20 protein-coding genes are annotated in these 20,812 nt (G+C 55.3%); 9 read left to right on the top strand and 11 right to left on the bottom strand.

Annotation, left to right across the window (positions count from 1 at the left end):
- The first annotated feature begins 31 nt into the window (after positions 1–31).
- The 5 genes from hrcA (at position 32) to hslU (ending at position 5,369) form a co-directional block, all read left to right on the top strand.
- On the top strand, positions 32–1,150 hold the full coding sequence (gene hrcA, locus ACOSDM_RS04685) for a heat-inducible transcriptional repressor HrcA (RefSeq protein ID WP_420723331.1): 1,119 nt from the start codon (positions 32–34) through the stop codon (positions 1,148–1,150).
- Positions 1,151–1,236: 86 nt separating this feature from the next.
- Positions 1,237–1,920 carry a nucleotide exchange factor GrpE gene (gene grpE, locus ACOSDM_RS04680; RefSeq protein ID WP_420723330.1) on the top strand — a complete coding sequence of 228 codons (684 nt, stop codon included), beginning with the start codon at positions 1,237–1,239 and terminating at the stop codon, positions 1,918–1,920.
- 92 nt (positions 1,921–2,012) lie between these two features.
- Complete coding sequence (locus ACOSDM_RS04675) at positions 2,013–3,365, top strand: S1C family serine protease (protein ID WP_420723329.1); 1,353 nt, start codon at positions 2,013–2,015, stop codon at positions 3,363–3,365.
- Between the two features lie 91 nt (positions 3,366–3,456).
- Positions 3,457–4,056: an ATP-dependent protease subunit HslV gene (hslV, locus tag ACOSDM_RS04670; RefSeq protein ID WP_420723328.1), complete on the top strand. Its 600-nt coding sequence runs from the start codon at positions 3,457–3,459 to the stop codon at positions 4,054–4,056.
- Positions 4,053–5,369, top strand: coding sequence for an ATP-dependent protease ATPase subunit HslU (gene hslU, locus ACOSDM_RS04665; protein ID WP_420723327.1), 1,317 nt, complete (start codon positions 4,053–4,055; stop codon positions 5,367–5,369). The genes hslV and hslU overlap by 4 nt, the downstream gene beginning before the upstream one ends.
- Positions 5,370–5,394: 25 nt before the next feature.
- Here hslU and ACOSDM_RS04660 read toward each other — a convergent pair whose 3' ends face one another.
- Together ACOSDM_RS04660 and aceA are read right to left on the bottom strand one after the other, a co-directional pair.
- Positions 5,395–6,150, bottom strand: a complete 756-nt coding sequence (locus ACOSDM_RS04660; protein WP_420723326.1) for a hypothetical protein — start codon at positions 6,148–6,150, stop codon at positions 5,395–5,397.
- A 158-nt stretch (positions 6,151–6,308) separates the two neighbouring features.
- Complete coding sequence (aceA, locus tag ACOSDM_RS04655) at positions 6,309–7,622, bottom strand: isocitrate lyase (RefSeq protein WP_420723636.1); 1,314 nt, start codon at positions 7,620–7,622, stop codon at positions 6,309–6,311.
- Between the two features lie 235 nt (positions 7,623–7,857).
- Here aceA and ACOSDM_RS04650 point away from each other — a divergent pair, with 235 nt between their 5' ends.
- The 3 genes from ACOSDM_RS04650 (at position 7,858) to ACOSDM_RS04640 (ending at position 10,189) form a co-directional block, all read left to right on the top strand.
- Positions 7,858–9,420, top strand: a complete 1,563-nt coding sequence (locus ACOSDM_RS04650; protein WP_420723325.1) for a helix-turn-helix domain-containing protein — start codon at positions 7,858–7,860, stop codon at positions 9,418–9,420.
- 71 nt (positions 9,421–9,491) lie between these two features.
- Complete coding sequence (locus ACOSDM_RS04645; protein ID WP_420723324.1) at positions 9,492–9,719, top strand: DUF4160 domain-containing protein; 228 nt, start codon at positions 9,492–9,494, stop codon at positions 9,717–9,719.
- Positions 9,720–9,724: 5 nt separating this feature from the next.
- Positions 9,725–10,189: a DUF2442 domain-containing protein gene (locus tag ACOSDM_RS04640; RefSeq protein ID WP_420723323.1), complete on the top strand. Its 465-nt coding sequence runs from the start codon at positions 9,725–9,727 to the stop codon at positions 10,187–10,189.
- 78 nt (positions 10,190–10,267) lie between these two features.
- On the opposite strand, the gene pnp is transcribed toward ACOSDM_RS04640, so the two are convergent.
- The 3 genes from pnp to truB all read right to left on the bottom strand — a co-directional run bounded on the left by pnp (position 10,268) and on the right by truB (position 14,024).
- Positions 10,268–12,454 carry a polyribonucleotide nucleotidyltransferase gene (gene pnp, locus ACOSDM_RS04635; RefSeq protein ID WP_420723322.1) on the bottom strand — a complete coding sequence of 729 codons (2,187 nt, stop codon included), beginning with the start codon at positions 12,452–12,454 and terminating at the stop codon, positions 10,268–10,270.
- A 316-nt stretch (positions 12,455–12,770) separates the two neighbouring features.
- Positions 12,771–13,040 carry a 30S ribosomal protein S15 gene (rpsO, locus tag ACOSDM_RS04630; protein WP_420723321.1) on the bottom strand — a complete coding sequence of 90 codons (270 nt, stop codon included), beginning with the start codon at positions 13,038–13,040 and terminating at the stop codon, positions 12,771–12,773.
- Between the two features lie 45 nt (positions 13,041–13,085).
- Positions 13,086–14,024, bottom strand: coding sequence for a tRNA pseudouridine(55) synthase TruB (gene truB, locus ACOSDM_RS04625; protein ID WP_420723320.1), 939 nt, complete (start codon positions 14,022–14,024; stop codon positions 13,086–13,088).
- 134 nt (positions 14,025–14,158) lie between these two features.
- Between truB and ACOSDM_RS04620 the strand changes: the two genes are divergently transcribed.
- Positions 14,159–15,529, top strand: a complete 1,371-nt coding sequence (locus ACOSDM_RS04620) for a flavin monoamine oxidase family protein (protein ID WP_420723319.1) — start codon at positions 14,159–14,161, stop codon at positions 15,527–15,529.
- Between the two features lie 2 nt (positions 15,530–15,531).
- Here the strand turns inward: ACOSDM_RS04620 and ACOSDM_RS04615 are convergent, their stop codons facing one another.
- From ACOSDM_RS04615 to ectA, 6 genes are all read right to left on the bottom strand, one after another.
- Positions 15,532–16,185, bottom strand: coding sequence for a hypothetical protein (locus ACOSDM_RS04615; protein WP_420723318.1), 654 nt, complete (start codon positions 16,183–16,185; stop codon positions 15,532–15,534).
- Positions 16,182–16,595, bottom strand: coding sequence for a RusA family crossover junction endodeoxyribonuclease (locus ACOSDM_RS04610; protein ID WP_420723317.1), 414 nt, complete (start codon positions 16,593–16,595; stop codon positions 16,182–16,184). Before ACOSDM_RS04610 ends, ACOSDM_RS04615 begins: the two co-directional genes overlap by 4 nt.
- Positions 16,596–16,696: 101 nt before the next feature.
- The gene (locus tag ACOSDM_RS04605; RefSeq protein WP_420723316.1) at positions 16,697–18,196 is read right to left on the bottom strand and encodes an aspartate kinase; all 1,500 of its coding nucleotides are present in this window, start codon (positions 18,194–18,196) and stop codon (positions 16,697–16,699) included.
- Positions 18,197–18,199: 3 nt separating this feature from the next.
- A complete protein-coding gene (locus tag ACOSDM_RS04600) occupies positions 18,200–18,598 on the bottom strand; it encodes an ectoine synthase (protein ID WP_420723315.1) in 399 nt (132 codons plus the stop codon).
- 43 nt (positions 18,599–18,641) lie between these two features.
- Positions 18,642–19,916 carry a diaminobutyrate--2-oxoglutarate transaminase gene (gene ectB / locus ACOSDM_RS04595; protein ID WP_420723314.1) on the bottom strand — a complete coding sequence of 425 codons (1,275 nt, stop codon included), beginning with the start codon at positions 19,914–19,916 and terminating at the stop codon, positions 18,642–18,644.
- Between the two features lie 82 nt (positions 19,917–19,998).
- The gene (ectA, locus tag ACOSDM_RS04590) at positions 19,999–20,580 is read right to left on the bottom strand and encodes a diaminobutyrate acetyltransferase (protein ID WP_420723313.1); all 582 of its coding nucleotides are present in this window, start codon (positions 20,578–20,580) and stop codon (positions 19,999–20,001) included.
- Positions 20,581–20,812: the final 232 nt, after the last annotated feature.

Genomic DNA, 20,812 nt, shown 5'->3' with positions numbered 1-20,812 from the left:
TTAGAAGGCATAAAGGCAATGATCTGCTGGGATGACAGGAGCAATTGACGCTGGGCTGGCAACTGCCTACATACTGAATGCTATGATCACAGAATTAAACGAACGGTCCAGAGACATTTTGCGTTTGGTCGTCGAGGCTTATGTCGAGACGGGCGGACCCATTGGCTCGCGCACCCTGTCGCAACGTCTCAATCAGGGACTATCAGCAGCAACAATCCGCAACGCCATGGCGGATTTAGAGGATGCCGGGCTGCTATATGCGCCGCATACCTCTGCTGGGCGTCTGCCAACCGATATGGGGGTTCGGCTGTTCGTCGATGGGCTGTTACAATCCGGTCAACTGAACCCCACAGATCGGGAAGCCATCGAAGGGCAGTGCCAGACCGCCGGTCGTTCGGTCACCCAGGTGTTGGAGGAAGCCTCCAGCCTGATGTCGGGCCTGAGCCGCTGTGCAGGATTGGTCATGGCCCCCAAGGCTGAAGGGGAATTGAAGCATATCGAATTCGTGCCCTTAGGCCCAGGACGGGCCCTGGTTGTGATGGTGACCGCCAGCGGCATGGTGGAAAACCGCCTGATTGAACTGCCCTTGGGCCTGCCGCCCTCTGCCTTGATAGAGGCTGCGAATTATTTGACGGCCCGTTTGGTCGGGCAATCAATCGCCGATGCCCGCAGCGCCATTGCCGATGAAATCAGCCGTGACAAAAGCCAGATTGACACCCTGACAGCGAAAGTTGTCGAAGCCGGTCTGGCAACATGGTCCGATGTTGCCTCTGGCGATGGGGTGCTGATCGTGTCTGGTCAATCGAACCTGTTGACCGATGTGACCGCGATGGCGGATTTGGAACGGATACGCGCCCTGTTCACGGCGCTTGAGGCGAAAGAAAACCTGTGGCGCATGCTGGATGCCGCCGATGGCGCCCAAGGTGTTCAGATCTTCATCGGGGCCGAAAACGAACTCTTTTCCCTGGCGGGCTGTTCCATGATTGTCGCGCCCTATGGCAATGGTGCGGGCGCAAATGGCGGCAAGGAAAAAATTGTTGGCGCGATCGGCGTTCTGGGCCCGACGCGCATGAATTATGCCCGCATTATCCCCATGGTTGATTACACCGCCAAGGTGGTTGGACGCTTGGTGAGTGCAAACCGGACTTGAGACAAACCCTGGAATAGGCTACGCCCCCGATATTCGCGGGCGCAGGCCGTTGACATATGACGTGAAACGAAAGTGACAGGCAGACAATGACCGATCCAAAGAAGACAGCCAATGACGAAGCACCCGTCTCGGAGAATTCCGTTCCAGAGACCCCCGCGACAGAGGATCAGACCCCTGCAGAGCCAGCGCCGAAACACGACACGTCGGCAAAGGGTGACGAGGCGGCAAAAAAGGCCAAGACACCCGCTGAAGACAGCGACGAAGTAACGGCGCTGAAATCAGAGCTGGCCGCCATGAAGGATCGCGCCCTGCGGGCCGTGGCAGAGGCGGAGAATGTCCGACGCCGCGCCGATAAGGAACGCAGCGAAACGATGAAATTCGCCTCATCCGGCCTGGCGAAGGAATTACTGCCGGTGGTCGACAATCTGCGCCGCGCGCTGGATTCCGTGCCGGAAGAAGCCCGCGCGGAAAACGACGTGTTGAAAAATCTGATGGTCGGCGTGGAAATGACCGAAAAGATGCTGCTGGATGCCTTCTCCAAGCATCACATCCAGAAGCTCGACCCGCTGGATCAGAAATTCAACTATGCGGAACATCAGGCAATCCAGGAAGTGCCTGATACCGGTAAACCCGCCGGCACCGTCGTTCAGGTGCTGCAGCACGGCTATAAACTGCACGACCGCCTGTTACGCCCCGCCATGGTCCTGGTCGCAAAGGCCGATGCCACCAGCCCACCAGATGATACCGACAAAGTCGATACGACGGCGTAAAATCTGCGCGTGAAATAAATTCAATTACACAATTGACGATCCCCATTTGAACCCTCTATGTTTCCCTCATTGGGAAAGGTGGAGGGTTTGAAATGCGTGTTCTTTTGTCGATACTTTCGATCATTGTACTGGTTTCCGGCTGCAACACGACTGCGCGCATGGAAGTTCCAACCGTCGTTCAGCCAGAACCCGTTGAATTCAACACCTCCGACATTGTTCCTTTTGCCTTTCAGGGTGCCGTTTCAGGCATGAGGTTTGGGTCCGTTATTGCCCATTTTCCGGCCGAAGGCGTGCCAGGTATCAGTTCGTCTTTATGCAATTATTCCTATACAGGGGAAGTTACGCTTACATTGAATAATGGATCAAGGCATCTGTCCGGTTGGAATGATGAGATGCACATGGCCTTTTTTGAGGTGATGAAGTCTCAGGGATTTGATGTTGTTGGCGATCCAACCAATTTATTCGATTACAGCGACGAACGTGGGCGTGCTGAATTCGCGATTGGTGCCCGCATAAAGGATATGAGCGGCAATTTCTGTGAGGATCATGATTTTTGGTATGGATACCCACAAGATCGATATGCTGGTGAAATGTTTATGGAAGTTGAATGGACGATATTCAATACCACCATGCGCCAGGAAAAAAACAGAATCACAACAACGGGATATTTCAAGGTCAGAAAATCTTCGAGAACTGGCATGTTAGAGGCTATTATCGGCGCTTTCAGTGCGGCTACCGAATCACTGGGATCCAATAAGGATTTCATAAAGGCGCTGTCAAAAGAAACCGTAAGATCCGATGTCGTTGCCTCGGTTCCTTTGACCGATGAGGCTATATATATCCCGGAAATTTCTCTTTCGACGCAGCCCTTTGAAGATCATGTTCGTCGCATTCTCCCATCCGTTGTGACTATCCGCGCAGGTGGGGGGCATGGTTCGGGATTTGTCATCAGTGAAGATGGTTACATTCTGTCGAACCAGCATGTCGTTGGGGATTTTGATACTGTTCTGGTCCGGTTTGAAAATGGGGTGGAAATTGATGCTGCGGTTATCCGTCGACATGAAGGGCGGGATGTCGCGCTGTTGAAAATTCCGCTTCGGGGTCTTCGCGCCTTACCGATGAATCTGGAACTGCCCGGTATTGCGACCGAAGCCGTCGTTGTCGGCAGTCCCGCAGATGAAGAACTGTATTCAACCGTCACGCGGGGTTCGATCAGTGCCCTCAGAAAATTCTCCTATGCATCCGGGGGGACCCCTCTGCTGTACATCCAATCTGATGTGGCCATTACAGGGGGCAACAGCGGCGGTCCAATGTTTGATAAGGATGGGAATGTTATTGGGATTACTGTCTTGGAACAGTTAGATGCTGATGATGTGAATTTCTTTATTCCTATCGACGATGCTTTGAAGTTCTTGAATATCAAACAAACGCCTGGATCAAGTTAAAGCAACGGGGTCATCAATCGCTGTATTTCAAATACACGGGCGAAAGATTTTCGCAGTTGACGCATGCGGGCGGACCGCCCATATCGGGGGCATGTCAGATAACAACTCTCCCTCTGCCGGCGCTGGGCCGGTTTTTCATGGCACCACCATTCTGTCGGTCCGCAAGGGCGGGCATGTGGTGATTGCGGGTGACGGTCAGGTAACGCTTGGCAACACCGTGTTCAAATCCAATGCGCGCAAAGTGCGCCCCCTGGCCGATGGCGAAGTCCTGGTGGGCTTTGCAGGCGCAACGGCGGATGCCTTCACATTGTTCGAGCGGCTGGAGGCGAAGCTGGAGCAATATCCGAAGCAATTGACCCGCGCCTGTGTCGAACTGGCGAAAGACTGGCGCACCGATCGCTATCTGCGCCGCCTGGAAGCAATGATGGCCGTGGTGGACAAGGATGTGTCCCTGATTCTAAGCGGCACCGGCGATGTGCTGGAGCCCGAAGACGGGTTGATCGGCATCGGGTCCGGCGGGGCCTATGCTCTGGCAGCCGCCCGCGCGCTGGCGGACCGCGAGGATATGAGTGCCGAAGACATTGCGCGGCGCGCCATGAAAGTCGCCGCCGATATCTGTATCTACACCAATGAAAATATCACGCTGGAAAGCCTGACCGCAGACAGCGCCAGCAAAGGGGGCAAGCTATGACCGATTTCAGCCCTCGGGAGATCGTCTCTGAATTGGACCGGTTCATCATTGGCCAGGGCGATGCGAAACGCGCCGTTGCCATTGCGCTGCGCAACCGCTGGCGTCGCCTGAAACTGCCGCCAGAGCTGCGCGAAGAAGTGCTGCCCAAGAACATTCTGATGATTGGCCCAACCGGCGTTGGGAAGACAGAAATCGCCCGGCGCCTGGCAAAGCTGGCCCGCGCCCCCTTTATCAAGGTGGAAGCCACAAAGTTTACAGAAGTCGGCTATGTTGGCCGCGATGTGGAACAGATCATCCGCGATCTGGTCGAGGTTGCCATCCAGATGGAAACCGAAACCCAGCGCCGCGAAGTGAATGCCAAGGCCGAAATCCATGCCGAAGAGCGCGTGATTGATGCGCTGGTGGGACAGAACGCATCCGATTCGACGCGCCAGTCTTTTCGTAAAAAGCTGCGTGAAGGATCGCTGGACGAGAAGGAAATTGAAATCCAGGTCGCCGATACCGGCGGGATGGGCCTGCCTACCATGGATATTCCCGGCATGCCCGGTGCCCAGATGGGCATGTTGAATTTGAACGAGATCTTCGGCAAGGCCATGGGTGGCGGTCGCACGAAGGCGCGCAAAATGTCGGTGCGTGAATCCTATGACGTCCTGGTCGCAGAAGAGGCAGACAAGCTGGTCGATCACGAAGCGATCAAGCTGGCCGCCATTGAAAATGTTGAGCAGAACGGCATCGCCTTTATCGACGAGATTGACAAGATTACCGTGCGGTCCGAACGCTCCGGCGGGGATGTCAGCCGCGAGGGGGTCCAGCGGGATCTGCTGCCCCTGATTGAGGGGACGACGGTTGCAACCAAGCACGGCGCGGTGAAGACGGATTATATTCTATTTGTCGCCAGCGGGGCCTTCCACCTGGCAAAACCCAGCGACCTGTTGCCGGAATTACAGGGTCGCCTGCCGATCCGCGTCAGCCTGAATGCGCTGACGGAAAAGGATTTCCGCCGTATCCTGACGGAGCCGGATAACAGCCTGATCAAGCAATATGTCGCGCTGATGGGAACGGAAAACCTGACCCTGACCTTCACCGATGATGCGATTGATGCACTGGCCAAGCTGGCGGCGGAGATCAATGCCTCTGTCGAGAATATCGGGGCCCGTCGCCTGCACACCGTGCTGGAAAAACTGTTGGAAGAGATCAGCTTCACCGCGTCCGACAAGCCCGATGGCGAGGAAGTCACCATTGATGCCGCTTATGTCAACCAGCATGTCGGCGACCTGGCGAAAGATACGGATTTGAGTAAGTTTATCCTGTAACGTGGTCCATATTGCAGATACAGGCTTACCGCGCCTTCTGATAGGCCTGAAACGCGGCTAACAGTTTTGGGATGTTGGGATTTAGCTGATCCCATTCCGTTGAGACCGTGCGATCCTGGTCCAGGGTATAGCGGCGGAAATCATCGCACCAATGATGGTCCATGTTGCTGCGCAGGGCGATGGCCTCATCGGTCGTTTTGTCATAGCCCAAGGCCTGTTTCGCGTGTTCTTCTACCAGATAGGCTTCGCATTCGATATCCAGTTCTGTCATGTCCTCCAGCCGTCCCTGCATATCCTGATAGGCATGCCCGGCCAGTTCATGGGCAATGGTGCTGGCCAGGTGATTGGCGTCCCACTGAATGCCTGCACGACCAAATAGAATGACAAACGTCCGCTTACCCGCCGCCGGATCATAGTTGTCCGCAAAATAGGTCGCCAGGGATACGGTGGCCAGAACGTCCCTGGGATGGCGGGCATCATAGAAAATCTGAATATCGCCCTTCTTTTTCAGCGCCGCGATCCGGTCGCGCGCCATGGGCACCTTCTTGACGACCGTTTCGACCGCCAGAACCATCCGTTCCATCGCCACATCCGCAGGCGTTGTCGGGATTCCGTCAATCCTGTCCGTCTCGGGAATGAAAGAGATGAAATGAATGCCCCCAACCGTGCGGGAAAGCGCCTGATCGGCAAACGCGCCTGAAACACTGATGAAACAGAAAATAAGCGTCCCCAGAAAAGCGACGGCACAATGTTTCCAAAGGGGATCATTCAAAGACTTCATAAAATACAATCTAGGATGATTGTCATGCCCTGCAAAGATAAACCTACTGGCAAAAGACTATCTGCCAAAAAAAGACCGCCCGCCGGATTTCTCCAACGGACGGCCCTCCCCACTAAAGCTTTCCTACCCTAAACCGGACCGCCTCTTAATGGGCGTTCTCAGTGGAACTGTGCTGTCTCGGTCGATTCCCCCATGGCAGTGGTGGAGCTTTCGCCAACCGCCGTGGTGCTGTTGACCGCATCGAAATAGCTGACCCCGACCTCATGCTGATGGCGGGTCGCAGAGAAGCCATGGGCTTCGGCAGCGAATTCTGCCTGTTGCAGTTCAGAATAGCCCGCCATGCCGCGATCCTTATAGGCCCGTGCCAGTTCAAACGTGGCATAGTTGACGCTGTGGAAGCCAGCCAGGGTGATGAACTGGAATTTATAGCCAAGCGCCCCCAGCTCCTTCTGGAAGCTTTCCATTTCCGCCTTGCTGAGATGCTTCGCCCAGTTGAAGGAGGGCGAGCAGTTATAGGCCAACATCTGGTTCGGAAATTCCGCATGGATCGCATCGGCGAATTGCTTTGCCTGTTCGATGCTGGGGGTGGAGGTTTCCATCCACAGCAGGTCCGCATAGGGCGCGAAGGCTAGGCCACGGGCAATGCACATATCCATGCCACCGGTGATGCGATAGAAGCCTTCTGCCGTCCGCTCCCCGGTCAGGAAGGGTTGATCGCGTTCGTCCACATCCGTGGTTATCAGGCGGGCTGCCTCGGCATCAGTGCGAGCCATGATGATGGTCGGTACGCCCATGACGTCGGCTGCCAGGCGTGCAGAGGACAGGTTGCGCACGGCCTGTTGTGTCGGCAACAGAACCTTGCCACCCAGATGACCGCATTTCTTTTCTGATGACAGCTGATCTTCAAAATGAACGCCAGCAGCGCCCGCCTTGATCATCGCCTTCATCAGTTCGAACACATTCAGCGGTCCACCAAAGCCAGCTTCCGCATCGGCAACGATGGGCGCGAACCAATCGATATCCGTTGTGTTCTCGCCTGACAGGCGTTCCATGGTCTGGATCTGGTCCTGACGCATGAAGGCGTTGTTGATCCGCTCCACCACTTGAGGGACGGAGGAGACAGGATACAGCGACTGGTCCGGATACATCTGGCCCGCATTATTGGCGTCGGCGGCGACCTGCCAGCCAGACAGATAGATCGCCTGCAGGCCCGCGCGGACATGCTGTGTTGCCTGACAGCCGGTGAAGGCACCCAGCGTGTTTACATAAGGCTCTTCATTGATCAGCTTCCACAGCTTTTGCGCGCCCAGTTCCGCCAGGGTGTTGCGGATCTGGATGGAGCCGCGCAGCTTTGCCACATCATGCTTAGAATAATCACGGCGGGTCGTTGCCCAGCGGTTCGGGGCATAATCCGGGGCGTCCCAGTGGTCACCGCCGCCGTCGCCCCAATTGTAATTGTCATTCGGTCCCAAGCTATCCATCGGTTCAATCCTTCTCAGTTGGTTCAGACCCGGTCGCGGGTCAGGTTGGGTAAAGGCGCTGTTTGGAAAGTTCTTTACAAGACTTTGTAAAGCGCCGTGTGTTTCCTCTGAAACCTTGGATACAGCCGAATGATGCGCTGCACAACGGTAACCAACATAACATATTGTAAAGATTTCTCGTAAATGCTTTACTATTGGTTAACCTTGTAAATATTAGGAATTTGCAATGGCAAACCCCGTCGCAAAACTTGGACCAAAGTCTGGCACCAAACCTGCCTCTCGCGACGCGATGAAGGTTGGCCCGAAAATTCGACGGCTGCGGCGAGAACAATCTCTCAGCCAGGCGGCCCTGGCTGATATCCTGGAAGTCAGTGCCAGCTACCTCAATTTAATTGAGCACAACCGCCGCAAGGTGACCGTTCCGCTGTTGATGAAACTATCGGACTATTTCAACATTCCCGTCGATCAACTGGCGGAAGAAGAGGAGGGGCGGCTATACAGCGATGTGATGGAGGCCCTCAGCGATCCTCTCTTCGACGATTATGATATTCGCAACACCGATGTGCGCGATCTGGTGGAGGTCAGCCCGGAATCCGCCCGGGCGCTGCTGCGGGTCTGTGATGCCTATCAGACGACCCTGACCGATGCGCGCAGTCTCGCCGCCTCTGCCAGCGATGATCCCGACGGGCGCATGTCCCTGGGCGGCCTGTTGGGGGGGATTGGGGCCAGCACGCTATCGGCGTCTGACATCGTGTCTGACTTTATTCAGGCCAACAGCAATTACTTCCAGGATTTAGAGGATGAGGCCGACCGCGTCAGGCGGGAAATAGGCATTGTTGGCGGGTCCGCCAGATCCCTGGACACGTTGGTCGATTATTTGCGCCAGGCCCATGACGTGCGCGTTAATTTCATCGAACCCCCCGCCGATCCCAAGGCCAGCCCACCCATCACACGGCGATTTCATCCACAACAGAAACTGCTGGAAGTCAATCAACGGCTCAGCGGGGCCAGCCGCGCCTTTCAGATGTCCCACCAGATTGCGCTGCTCTCTGCCGGGTCGGTGATCGACATGCTGTTGATGGAGGCTGGTTTAAAAGAAGGCCCGCCCAGAACCCTGGGGCGGATTGCCCTGGCCAATTATCTGGCCGCCGCCCTGTTGCTGCCCTATGAGGCGTTCCTGGGCAGTGCGCGCGACTGTCGCTATGACATTGAATTGCTGCAACACCGATGGCGGGCCGGGTTTGAACAAATCTGCCACCGCCTGACCACCCTGAACAAACCGACCGACCGCGGTATCCCGTTGCATATGCTGCGGGTCGATCTGGCGGGTAATATCTCCAAACGCTTCACCCTATCCGGTCTGCCGATTCCCCGGCATGGCGGGGCCTGCAGCCGATGGAATATCTATTCCGCCTTTTTGAATCCGGGCCAGATCCAGGCCCAGGTCTCCAGCCTGCCCGATGGCACATCTTACTTTTGTATCGCGCGAACGATCACCAAGGGGGGTATCGGCTTTGGCGCGCAGCGCAGTGTTTTGTCCATCGGGATGGGCTGCGATGTGCGCTATGCCAAGGATATCGTCTATGCAGATGCCCTGGACTTGAGCCATGCAGACAGGTTCTCCGGAATCGGGGTCGCCTGCCGCATTTGTGAGCGGATGGACTGCACCCAGCGGGCCTTCCCGCCGGTTCATCTGCGCTATGACATCGAAGAAAATGTCCGTGGCCCCAGCCCCTACACCGCCCCCGGCTGGCCCCACCACCACGAACGCCCGGGGGGCACGCGGTAGAGGGCAATAATTGGCCTCCAAGTTGACAAAGGGCAATTATTGGCCTATATTTGGGATGTGGGGGAAGATGCATGCCAACGATTGCTGATTTTGGATCGTTCCGGATTTACATGTACTTCCAGGATGAGAACCCCCCGCATGTACATATCATTGGTCCAGATTTTGCCGCGAAACTGCGATTGGACGATGCGGTAAAGATTGCGGGCGATCTGCCCAAAAAGGTCGAACGGGAGGCCATTGCCTATGTGCAAGATCATCGGGATGAGCTTTTGAAGTGCTGGAGCTTGTATCAGGAGTGATGGAGATGACCGCCATGCGATTGCAGAACGTGAAGCCATTAGAGAATTTTTGCCTCGCGCTTACTTGGGAAGATGGCCCTACCCAAGTTGCAGATCTGTCCGGATTGGTGCGCGCCTCCAGACATTTCAACGTCTTCGCCAAGGACCCCGATGCGTTTAAAACCGTCACCACAATCAATTGGGGGCATGGCGTTGGCTGGTCCAATGGTCTGGATTTCAGCGCGGAAAACCTGGCGCTGATCGCATCAGAACAATCAGATCGGTCCGGCGTCACCTTGCTGAATGCCTTTAAGGAAAAATACAACCTTACTAATGATCAGATGGCCCAAGCGCTGGGATACAGCCGGACACAAATCAAAAATTTCCGATCAGGCACATCGCCCGTGACCTATACAGTGTGGCGCGCTGTGACGGATATGATGGAACGATCTGCATTGTTGTATGCGCGGTTGGCAAACAGCCAGCGATAGGGGCGCAAAGAAAACGCCCGGACCAGTTTCCCGGTCCGGGCGCATTTCAGTCAATCGCATTCTAAGGTCGGTTCAACCTTAGTCCCGGCGCGGGCGACGCGGGCGGTTGTTGCCGCCGCCATTGTCGTCACGCGGGGCCCGTTCGGGCTTTTCCAGCGTGTCTTCGATGTCGGCACCGGTTTCCTGATCAGCGCTGCGCATTGACAGGCGGACCTTGCCGCGCTCGTCCATGCCCAGGCATTTGACCCAGACTTCGTCGCCTTCATTGGCAACATCGGTGACCTGTGCGGTGCGGCCGGCCTGCAATTCGGAAATATGCACCAGACCATCGCGGCCCGGCATAAAGTTCACGAATGCCCCGAAATCCATGACCTTCACGACCTTGCCGCGATAGACCTTACCGGGTTCCGGTTCCGCCACGATGCCTTTGATCCAATCAACCGCGCGCTGACCGGCTTCGTTGTCGATGGAGGCAACCTTGATCGTCCCGTCGTCATCGATATCGACTTTCGCCCCGGTGGTTTCGCAAATTTCGCGAATAACCTTACCGCCGGTCCCGATCACTTCACGGATCTTGTCCTTGTTGATCTGGAAGGTCACGATGCGCGGTGCATTTTGCGACACACCGTCACGGCCATTGGTGATCGCCTTGGCCATTTCGCCCAGAATATGGATACGACCCTGTTTGGCCTGAGCCAAAGCGGTCTTCATGATTTCCTCAGTGATTGAGGTGATCTTGATATCCATCTGCAGCGAGGTGATGCCATCGGCAGTCCCGGCAACCTTAAAGTCCATATCGCCCAGGTGATCTTCATCGCCCAGAATATCGGACAGGACGGCGACGCCGTCATCTTCCTTGATCAAGCCCATGGCGATACCCGCGCAAGGCTTGGGCAGGGGCACACCGGCATCCATCAGGGACATGGACGTCCCGCAAACAGTCGCCATGGAAGACGAACCATTGGATTCGGTGATTTCGGAAACCACACGCACGGTGTAGGGGAAATCTTCCTTCGGCGGCATCAGCGGGTTCAGCGCGCGCCAGGCGAGCTTACCATGACCGATTTCGCGACGACCCGGAGGGCCCATGCGACCGGCTTCCCCAACTGAATAGGGAGGGAAGTTATAGTGCAGCATGAAGTTCTGGCGGTATTCACCTTCCAGCGCGTCAATGATCTGTTCGTCCTGGCCGGTACCCAAAGTGGTCACGACCAAAGCCTGGGTTTCACCACGGGTGAACAAGGCAGAGCCATGCGCCTGGGGCAATACGCCGACTTCACAGATGATCGGGCGAACCTGATCGGTTTTGCGGCCATCGATGCGTTCGCCGGTTTTCAGGATATTGCCGCGAACGACATCCTTTTCCAGGTCCTTGAACAGCTTTCCAGCCAGGGCAACATCCAGGCCTTCTTCTTCCAGGGTTGCCATCGCTGCCTTCTTGGCATTGCCAACGGCTTCGACGCGATCCTGCTTCTTAGTGATGGCATAAGCGGCCCGCAGCGGCTCCATCGCCAATTCCCGCAGACGGGCATCGACAGGGGCAACATTCGGATCGGCTTCCGGCAGATCGAAGGGCTCTTTTGCAGCGGATTCAGCCAGATCAATGATCAGGTCGATCACCGGCTGGAAGCTGCGATGGGCCAGCATAACCGCGTTCAGCATGGTGTCTTCGTCCAGCTCTTGGGCTTCGGACTCGACCATCAACACACCTTCCTGGGTCCCGGCAACAACCAGGTCCAGGGTGCTGTCATCTTTGATCTGCGGCATGGTTGGGTTGGCAACCAGTTCACCGTCGATCATGCCGATGCGGATACCCGCAATCGGGCCCATGAAAGGAGCGCCAGAGATCGTCAGCGCCGCAGAGGCCCCAACCATCGCGACCATGTCTGGATCATTTTCCATGTCGTGGCTCAACACGGTGCAGACAACCTGCACTTCGTTTTTGAAGCCTGGCACGAAAAGCGGGCGGATCGGGCGGTCAATCAGGCGGGATGTCAGCGTTTCCTTTTCGGAAGGGCGCGCTTCCCGCTTGAAGAACCCACCGGGGATCTTGCCAGCCGCATAGGTTTTTTCCTGATAGTGAACCGACAACGGGAAAAAGTCCTGACCGGGCTTTTCTGATTTCGCGAAGGTCACGGCACACAGAACACTGGTTTCGCCATAAGTGGCAAGAACCGCCCCATCAGCCTGACGGGCAATGCGCCCGGTTTCCAGCGTCAGGGTGCGTCCGCACCATTCCATTGATTTTTTGTGGATTGTAAACATGTGGATAAAGTTTCCTTTTCTATCCGATCATACGACGATAGCGGGCCCTTGCCCGTTATCGGTTGGCAGCTTCTCAGACGGAGATCGTATCCTCGTGCGGAACCTGGGCGCTCACGACGCCTTGGCCCAGATCGGTCTAGCGGGGTGTTGGCTCGACCGCCACATCCCTTCGCTGTCCCGCGTGATCTACGCTCTTCACAGACAAGTCTGCCAAGCGGCGGTTTCGTGTCGTATCCGGCTTGGCCAGCCCGGGCGAAACCCCCAAAAAGCGAAAAGGCGCGGCCCCATTCGGGAACCGCGCCTTAGCCAAAATGCCTTAGCGGCGCACGCCGAGCTGACCAATCAGCTCCTTATACGCGCCTTCATTTTTGTTCTTCACATAGTCCAGAAGCCGGCGGCGCTTCCCAACCATAACCAACAGGCCACGGCGAGAGTGGAAGTCCTTTTTATGGGTCTTCAAATGTTCGGTCAGATTGTTGATCCGTTCCGTCAACACGGCGCACTGCACGGCAGGAGACCCGGTATCGCCTTCTTTGGCTTGATAGGTCCCGATCAATTCAGCTTTCTTTTCAGGCGTAATCGACATTTCTTAGTCCTTTTTTCACGGTATCTGTTTCGTTAAAGATCCGTTTCAGCGGTTCAGCACCCGAACGGGGCGAATTTCGCCTTTCCCGTATCGGACCAGCGCCACGGCGATTCCACCGCACAACGCCACAGCCTCATCCCCGTCTTTTAAATCGGCGATGCGGGCCAAATCCACCTTTCGGAAAAGTGATACGGACTGGCCATTCCTCAGCCGCGCCGTTTCCACTTCACTCAAGACCATTGCCGGGATACCGTCCAGCGCGGCCTCAATCGCCAGCAAACCATAGGGTTTACTGCCTGATTCGGTCGGGTTATGACCCATCTGGGCCAGCGCATCAAGCGAAATTGCATCCGCTTCTGTGAAGGGGCCGACCGACAGCCGCCGCAGGGCGGTCAAACTGCCCACCGTCCCCAGCGCCTGGGCAAGATCGCGACCCAGAGATCGGATATAGGTGCCCTTGCCGCAATCAACCTCTAAAATCACATGATCGGCGTCCGGGCGGGACAGAAACCGGATCGCGTCGATACGCACGATGCGCGATTTCATCTCCACATCCTGCCCGGCACGGGCCAGGTCATAGGCCCGTTCCCCATTGATTTTAATGGCGGAATAGGCAGGCGGCGTTTGCGATATATCGCCAATAAAATCAGACAGGGCGGCTTTGATTTCTGCGTCGCTGGGTCGGTGATCGCTGGTCGCGACAGCACTGCCTTCTGGATCCAGCGTTGTGGTTTCTTCCCCAAAGCGCAAGGTCATGCGATAGGTTTTGCGGCCATCCATGACATAGTGAACGGTCTTTGTGGCCTCCCCCAGGGCGATGGGCAGCAGGCCTGTGGCAAACGGATCCAGCGTGCCGCCATGACCCGCCTTTTGCGCATCCAGCGCGCGTTTCACGGCAGAGACCGCGTCGGTCGATCCCATGCCTGCTGGTTTATCCAGGATAACCCATCCATCGATGGGCTGGCCTCGCTTTTTCTTCGCCACCGTCTCACACTCCTGTTGCAGAGGGGGTGGTATCGGTTTGGCTACGGCAAAGCAATTGAAGATTAACTTGGAGAAATTTGTAAACTGGGCTTATGTTTTCCAACATATTCAAAAAAAACAGGGAGTGCCCGATTGTGAAGACCCTCCAATTTAATCGCCGTAAACTTCTGAAAGCCGCGCTGTTTACCTCTGCTGCCTTTCTGGCCAGCCCGATGGGCCGCGCCCGGGCACAGGCATTGGCAGGCAAGACGGTCATCGTCGTCGGGGCCGGCGTTGCGGGTCTTACTGCCGCCAAAACCCTTAAAAATCAAGGCGCAGACGTGATCGTGCTGGAAGCCAATCCGCATATTGGGGGGCGCTTGCGCACGGACTGGTCCATGGGCGCACCGTTTGAAGTCGGCGCAGGATGGATTCATGGCCCATCAGACGACAACCCTGCAAAACAATTGGCCGATGCCGTGGGGTCGCAATATGTCGTGACCGACGATGACAACCTTGTCGTTTTTGATGGTGCCGGGGAAGAAATATCCGAAGAAGAACTAGAAGACATCAATGACTCTTGGACAGACATCCTGGATAAAATCGACGAGTCGCTGGAAAGCGGGGATCGGCGCAGTGTGCTGGAGGCCATCAATGATGTTGCCCCCGGCGCGATGAATGAGCCCGGCGTCGCCTGGGCGATGTCCGCCTATACAGAATTTTCCACCGGTGCGCCGCTTGAAAACCTGTCTGCCTATTATTTCAATTCCGACAAGGCCTTCGACCTGCCCGATGTGGCGGTCACGACAGGCTATGACAAATTGCTGGGCCCACTGGCCGACGGCTTGGATATCAAACTGTCAACCATCGTGACACAGATCGCCTATGGCGATGAGGGTGTCACGGTCAGCACCGATAAGGGGGATTTTGACGGGGATTACGTGGTCAGCAGCCTGCCGCTGGGCGTGTTGAAGGCCAAGGCCGTCGCCTTTGACCCGCCCTTACCGGATGACCATCAGTCCAATATTGATAACTTGGCCTTTGGCACTGTCACCAAGCTGGCCCTGAAATTCGCAGAACCCTTCTGGGATATTGAGACGCAGTATTTCGGCATCATGACATCAGAAAAGGGCCGGTGGAATTACTGGCTGAACTATCGCACTTTCAGCAATGAGAATATTCTGTTGGGCTTGAGCGTCGGAGCCTATGCGCCCGTCGCTGACAGGATGACCGATGCAGAACAGATTGCCGATGGCATGGATGTCTTGCGCTCTGTCTGGGGCGATGCAGTCACAGAACCGGTCCAGGTCCTGTCCACCCATTGGGCCACAGACCCCCATAGTTTAGGGGCCTATGCCTATATCCGCCCGGGCGGTCGCGCCAGCCAATGCGATGATCTTGCCGATCCTATAGAAGACCGGCTGTTCTTTTGCGGGGAACACACGATTTTCGACTATAAGGGCACCATCCACGGGGCCTATATGACCGGCCTGATCGCCGCTGAACATGTCATGGATGCGGTTTAGGATTAGGCGACGGAGCTGTTTGGTTCAGGGTGAAGCAAATATTCAATAATGGACACAAATTGATCTACATCATCCTTTGATACAGCGAATTCAAATCCGCCGTGAATGACGTTATTTCGCGCCAAGGACATTCTTCGCATGAATTCTGCTTCTTCTCTTAGTAAGTGGCCTTCTTCCGACAGAACATTAACAATACGCAGGGGCGATTGTGGACGATCAAACCGCGCTGGAACCAAGACGCGACTAAGTCCTTCAAAGACGGACCAACACATCAACAATGCAGCTTCGTAATGACTGTTTTGGGTCAGCTTTTTTATCTGTAGCAACCGTGCTTCCAACTTTGGACGGCTTGGTGCCGGCAATGACGGCTCGGATTTAAAGGATCTGTCATAAAGCAGATTTAGTTTCCATTTGGTCTGATCCTTGAACAGATCATTCAGTCGCTCAATTCGTTTCGAATTATCTGCATCATCATCCCGAATGATTTCTATTACGATACCTTTGTCATCGCGCACTGCAATGGCATCCGGACGATACCCTTTCAGGAAAGTCGGGAGCATGCCTGACGAGGGTTCCAGAAACACCTGATAGCCATTTTGCTGCAATTCAGGAATTTTTGACTCCAGCAGCAACCGATTTTTTGACGTTATGCTCATCCGATGGTCCTAATCGGTTCGTTGTGAATTCGCAGATACATCAAAGGCTTTTCCTGGCCAACTGCATGGCTTAACACCGGTGAAGGTTCCTGCAATTGAAACTCAAACCCGGCATTGAACCTTTGAGCCACGATTCGGTCCACTTGATTATCATCAAGATACACAACTTTTACCATTGCGTCCAAAATTGGCTTTATCACATTATCAAGATCGGCTTCCATCTCGCCGTCTGGAAAGATGTAAATAGTTACATCTAATCTTTCATCACTCAAGAAACAGTCTTTTGGAAGTTCAATGCGCAACGCCTCAACGATAGAGTCTTTCCATTGCTTTTTTGATCGTCCACCAGTGGCTTGGAGCGAAATTGGAGTCCCAAGGACGATAACCTCTATCGGAAACTCAATATCCATACCAATGCTTTGCGTATAATTAACCTTTTTCAGAATACACGCAATGGTGACAGATAATAAAGAAAATTAAAATTTTCCAACCGATAGAACGTGTGTGACCGCTACGCTGCGGAAGACATTGCGGGCTTTTCGACCTGTTCCACCAGGGCGGCATGCAGGGTTTGGATCGTGGCGTCATAATCGGCCTGATCGACGATCACCTGCAGGTCGACCTTGCGCATCAGATCGTTGAAGCCCAAAGGCTCCACGCCTGCATCGCTCAACGCCATCAAGGCGCGGGCGGCAAGGCCTGGGACGCGCAGATCACGACCAATGGCGGTGATGACAGAAACTGTACGCGACGTGATGCGCGCGGTTGGAAATTCCGCGGCCAGATCCCGTTCCACCCGGCGCACCAGTTTGGGGCTGCCCTGCAGGAAATGCGTGATCGTATTGGCGTTGGATGATTTCGCCACAATATAGACCCGGTGCCGTTTCAGGCTGTTCAGGATCGCGGCATCATAGCCTTTGACCCCCACCATATCGGGTTCATAAAATTCAAACGCATAAACCGTCTTTAGACCCGCAACGATTTCTACGCCGGGTTCCGCAGGCTCTTGCGAATCCTGAATCAGCGCGCCAGGTTGGTCCGGCTCAAAGGTATTCTTCACCCGCAGCGGAATACCGTTCTGGCGCAGCCCTTTGGCCGCGCTGGGATGGATCGCCTCCATGCCGATATTCGACAATTGGTCGGCAACATCGTAATTGGTTTCGCGGATCGGGCGCACCTTGTCTTCGCCGACCAGTTTCGGATCAGCGGAAGACAGATGGAATTCCTTATGGATGATCGCTTCCGCCGCCTTCGTGCGGACGGCAATGCGCGACATCGTGACTTCGGTATAGCCCCGGTCATAGCTTTTCACCAGTTCCGCATCGCACCGACAATACCCGGTCGCGATGGGCAATTCCCGCGACAGGTCGATCGTATCGAAGACTTCATCAATTGCTGCATCAAAACTGGGCATGTCTTGTACACGCCACCCGGTCAGATCGGCAAATCGCGCTGCAACCCCTTTTTCCCGCAACAGCAGGGCGGTATTATGGGCCGAATGCGCTTCCCCCAGAGAGGCCAGCATTTCGCGGACCGTGTCCAGGTGATCTTCCAGACGAAAATGGCCCGATGCGCAGAGGCGCTGTAGATCAATCAGGCTGTCGCGCACGCCATCGACACGCTCTTTTACAAACGCATCGGCGGTGCGGCGTGCCGCGCCATTGCCAAAGATTTCCTCGTTGATATCCAGCATCAGGGTGCGCGCTGCGCCCAGGGAATCCCCCCAGGCCCAGTCGCTGCCACTATCGGCATACAAGGCATAGACACCGGATTCCCCGGTCTTTTTATGCTCCAGCAAGGCATCCGTAATCCCGGCATAGGCGGAGACGACGAAAATCCGGTTATACAGATCTTCGCCCGTCCGATTGCCGATCAGGACATTGTTTAACATCGCATCGGTTTGCCGAATCGATGTCCCCCCCAGCTTTTCGACAGTATGTCGCCGTTGTTGGGTATCCTGTTGAACAGACTTGGTGCCAGACTTGGTGCTGGCCTTGCCCTTGGCCGTCATTTTTTAAGCAGCCTCCTCGTCCGGGGCCGCATAAGATCCATCGGCGCGGTGCACTTCCTGACCGGTTACCGGCGGATTGAAACAGCAGGCCAGAACCATGGCTTCCGTGCCACCGCGCAGAACATGGCGGTCGTGCTTGTCCAGCGCATACATCACACCGGGTGTGATTTCATGCACCTGACCCGTCGCCAGGTCTTCAATCGATCCATTGCCAGAGATGCAATAGACGGATTCAAAGTGGTTCTTATATTCAAATGTGTGCTCGGTATTCGCCCCAATCGTCGTGATGTGGAAGCTGAACCCCATATTGTCATCAGCCAGCAACAGGCGAACACTTTGCCACTCTTCAGCGGCAACCCGGCGTTCTGTTTTCTCGGCATCCTGTAATTTGCGAACAATCATATCTGTCTCCTATTCATTAAATCCGGTGCGTGCGGCGGCGCGTTCAGGCGGCCTGCACGCTGTCTTGTTGCATCACACTGTCAGCGGCTTTGGCAAGGATCGCCAGGCCCGCCTCAAACTGTTCCATCGGAATGGTCAGCGGGGCAAGAACCTTGACCACTTCATCATGGCCACCAGATGTTTCGATGATCAGACCATCCTGATAGCAATGCTTGCAGATCGCTGCGGCCGTATCGCCGTTCCCGACATTGATGCCCCGAAACATGCCGCGCCCACGCAGGGTCCAGCCATGCTGGTCTGCAATGGCCTTCAGGCGTTTATGCAGAACATCGCCCTTCGCCTTAATGTCCGTCGCGAAGGCATCGTCCTTCCAGAATTTTTCCAGCGCAATGCGGGCGGTGACAAAGGCATGATTGTTGCCCCGGAAGGTCCCGTTATGCTCGGCCGGGCCCCAGATATCATGATCCGGCTTCATCAGAACCATGGCAAAGGGCAGGCCCATCCCCGACAGGGATTTCGCCATCGTGATGATATCAGGCTGGATGCCCATCTCTTCAAAGGAAAAGAACGTGCCTGTCCGACCGCAACCGGCCTGGATGTCATCGACAATCAACAATGCGCCATGCTGCTGTGCCAATGTCGCGATGGAGCGCATCCAGTCAGCGGAGGCAGCGTTCAAACCACCTTCCCCCTGGACCGTCTCCACCAGAATGGCTGCGGGTGCATCAACGCCACTGGACGGGTCTTCCAGCATTTTGGCCAGGATCTGGGTGGTATCCATATCATCGCCCAAATAGCCATCATAGGGTATCCGGGTAACACCATCCAAAGGCGCACCATTGCCGCCCCGGTGATAGCCATTGCCAGTCGCGGCCAGCGCGCCTGCCGTGACACCATGGAAGCCATTGGTGAAGGATATGATATTCGTGCGACCGGTGACCTTGCGGGCCAGCTTGATCGCGGCCTCTACCGCATTCGCGCCGGTCGGGCCGGTGAATTGCAGGCGATAGTCCATATCGCGTGGCTTCAGGATGATATCTCGGAACGCTTCCAGGAAATCACGCTTGGCATTGGTGTACATATCCAGGCCGTGGGTGACCCCATTGGATTTGATATACTCAATCAGGGCGGCCTGCATGTCCGGGTCGTTATGACCGTAATTCAGGGACGAGCAACCGGCCAGAAAGTCTGTGTAATCCACACCATCCTGTGTTGTCAGCGTCGCATTCCGGGCACCGCCAAACACCACGGGAAAGGCGCGACAATAGCTGCGGACTTCGGATTCAACAGTTTCAAAGGCGGTAAGCGGGGAAGTCATTTTCTTCTCCGATTCAAGTTGTTTCATTTTTGCGAATTGGCACGGGCGGCACCAACGAGAGATCGGCGCGCGACAGCGCTGCTTAAGCGACCTGCTTCAGGCGCCGATGCCGGATCGGTCCGATCTGTACCAAATGTTCAGTCTTTGCCTCGCCATCGAAATGCAGCTCTTCTTCAAAATGTGCATCCCGGTCCATGTCGGCGTCATACGCTGCCGCGATAGAGGTGAACAATGCCCAGGAAGCCTTGTTCGAGGCGGTGATCGTGCTGTGCAGGAATCGCACATCGCGATTCTGCTGCTGGCCCAAGACCCACAAGATCAGTCGTTTTGCAACGCCCTGACCGCGTGCCTTGGGGTGAACCGCGACCTGCCAGACAAACAATGTGTCTGGATCCGATGGCGGGCGATATCCTGATACCCAACCGACAATTTCGCCATCCATTTCCGCCAACCCGCAGGTTTCAGAAAAATGCGAGCATTGCAGCAGATTGCAATACATGGAGTTGTCATCCAGCGCGTTGATATCCTGGATCAGGCGCCAGACTTCCGACCCGTCTTCAACCTCGGGTGCCCGAAAGGTGATCTCAGGCTTGCTGCGATCTGGTCCGGCAGAGCCTTTTCCCAAATCTGATACGCTGTCGCCCAAAATTCCGTCGCGGGGCATTATATCCTCCTGTCATGGGTAGAATTTAATTCAGACTATAAAGTAATTATATTTCAGGATCGATCAAGCGCTAATTTATGAAAAAATTATTATTAACAACTATTTAACCTTAATAATAAAACATTCCTGAGGCGCATGATCCTTAGAATTCAGCGGATTATCGACAGGTTTTTCTGAAATATCTTTCGTTCATGGAACTAAATAGATTTTGCCAAAGGTCCCGATTTTGTGG

Source organism: Hwanghaeella sp. LZ110 (assembly GCF_048892525.1).
Classification (GTDB): Bacteria; Pseudomonadota; Alphaproteobacteria; order UBA8366; family Aestuariispiraceae; genus Pacificispira.
Note: the sequence above shows the minus strand (reverse complement) of the source record. Positions and strands in the feature narration are given on the sequence as shown.

Excerpts from the sequence above, each read along its gene's own strand:
- ACOSDM_RS04615 (WP_420723318.1), bottom strand. The coding sequence starts at position 16,185 with ATGAGCATAACGTCAAAAAATCGGTTGCTGCTGGAGTCAAAAATTCCT.
- ACOSDM_RS04610 (WP_420723317.1), bottom strand. The coding sequence starts at position 16,595 with ATGGATATTGAGTTTCCGATAGAGGTTATCGTCCTTGGGACTCCAATT.
- ACOSDM_RS04645 (WP_420723324.1), top strand. The coding sequence starts at position 9,492 with ATGCCAACGATTGCTGATTTTGGATCGTTCCGGATTTACATGTACTTC.
- hrcA (WP_420723331.1), top strand. The coding sequence starts at position 32 with ATGACAGGAGCAATTGACGCTGGGCTGGCAACTGCCTACATACTGAAT.
- hslU (WP_420723327.1), top strand. The coding sequence starts at position 4,053 with ATGACCGATTTCAGCCCTCGGGAGATCGTCTCTGAATTGGACCGGTTC.
- ACOSDM_RS04650 (WP_420723325.1), top strand. The coding sequence starts at position 7,858 with ATGGCAAACCCCGTCGCAAAACTTGGACCAAAGTCTGGCACCAAACCT.
- ectA (WP_420723313.1), bottom strand. The coding sequence starts at position 20,580 with ATGCCCCGCGACGGAATTTTGGGCGACAGCGTATCAGATTTGGGAAAA.
- ACOSDM_RS04600 (WP_420723315.1), bottom strand. The coding sequence starts at position 18,598 with ATGATTGTTCGCAAATTACAGGATGCCGAGAAAACAGAACGCCGGGTT.
- ectB (WP_420723314.1), bottom strand. The coding sequence starts at position 19,916 with ATGACTTCCCCGCTTACCGCCTTTGAAACTGTTGAATCCGAAGTCCGC.
- grpE (WP_420723330.1), top strand. The coding sequence starts at position 1,237 with ATGACCGATCCAAAGAAGACAGCCAATGACGAAGCACCCGTCTCGGAG.
- ACOSDM_RS04660 (WP_420723326.1), bottom strand. The coding sequence starts at position 6,150 with ATGAAGTCTTTGAATGATCCCCTTTGGAAACATTGTGCCGTCGCTTTT.
- ACOSDM_RS04675 (WP_420723329.1), top strand. The coding sequence starts at position 2,013 with ATGCGTGTTCTTTTGTCGATACTTTCGATCATTGTACTGGTTTCCGGC.
- hslV (WP_420723328.1), top strand. The coding sequence starts at position 3,457 with ATGTCAGATAACAACTCTCCCTCTGCCGGCGCTGGGCCGGTTTTTCAT.
- pnp (WP_420723322.1), bottom strand. The coding sequence starts at position 12,454 with ATGTTTACAATCCACAAAAAATCAATGGAATGGTGCGGACGCACCCTG.
- rpsO (WP_420723321.1), bottom strand. The coding sequence starts at position 13,040 with ATGTCGATTACGCCTGAAAAGAAAGCTGAATTGATCGGGACCTATCAA.
- ACOSDM_RS04640 (WP_420723323.1), top strand. The coding sequence starts at position 9,725 with ATGACCGCCATGCGATTGCAGAACGTGAAGCCATTAGAGAATTTTTGC.
- ACOSDM_RS04605 (WP_420723316.1), bottom strand. The coding sequence starts at position 18,196 with ATGACGGCCAAGGGCAAGGCCAGCACCAAGTCTGGCACCAAGTCTGTT.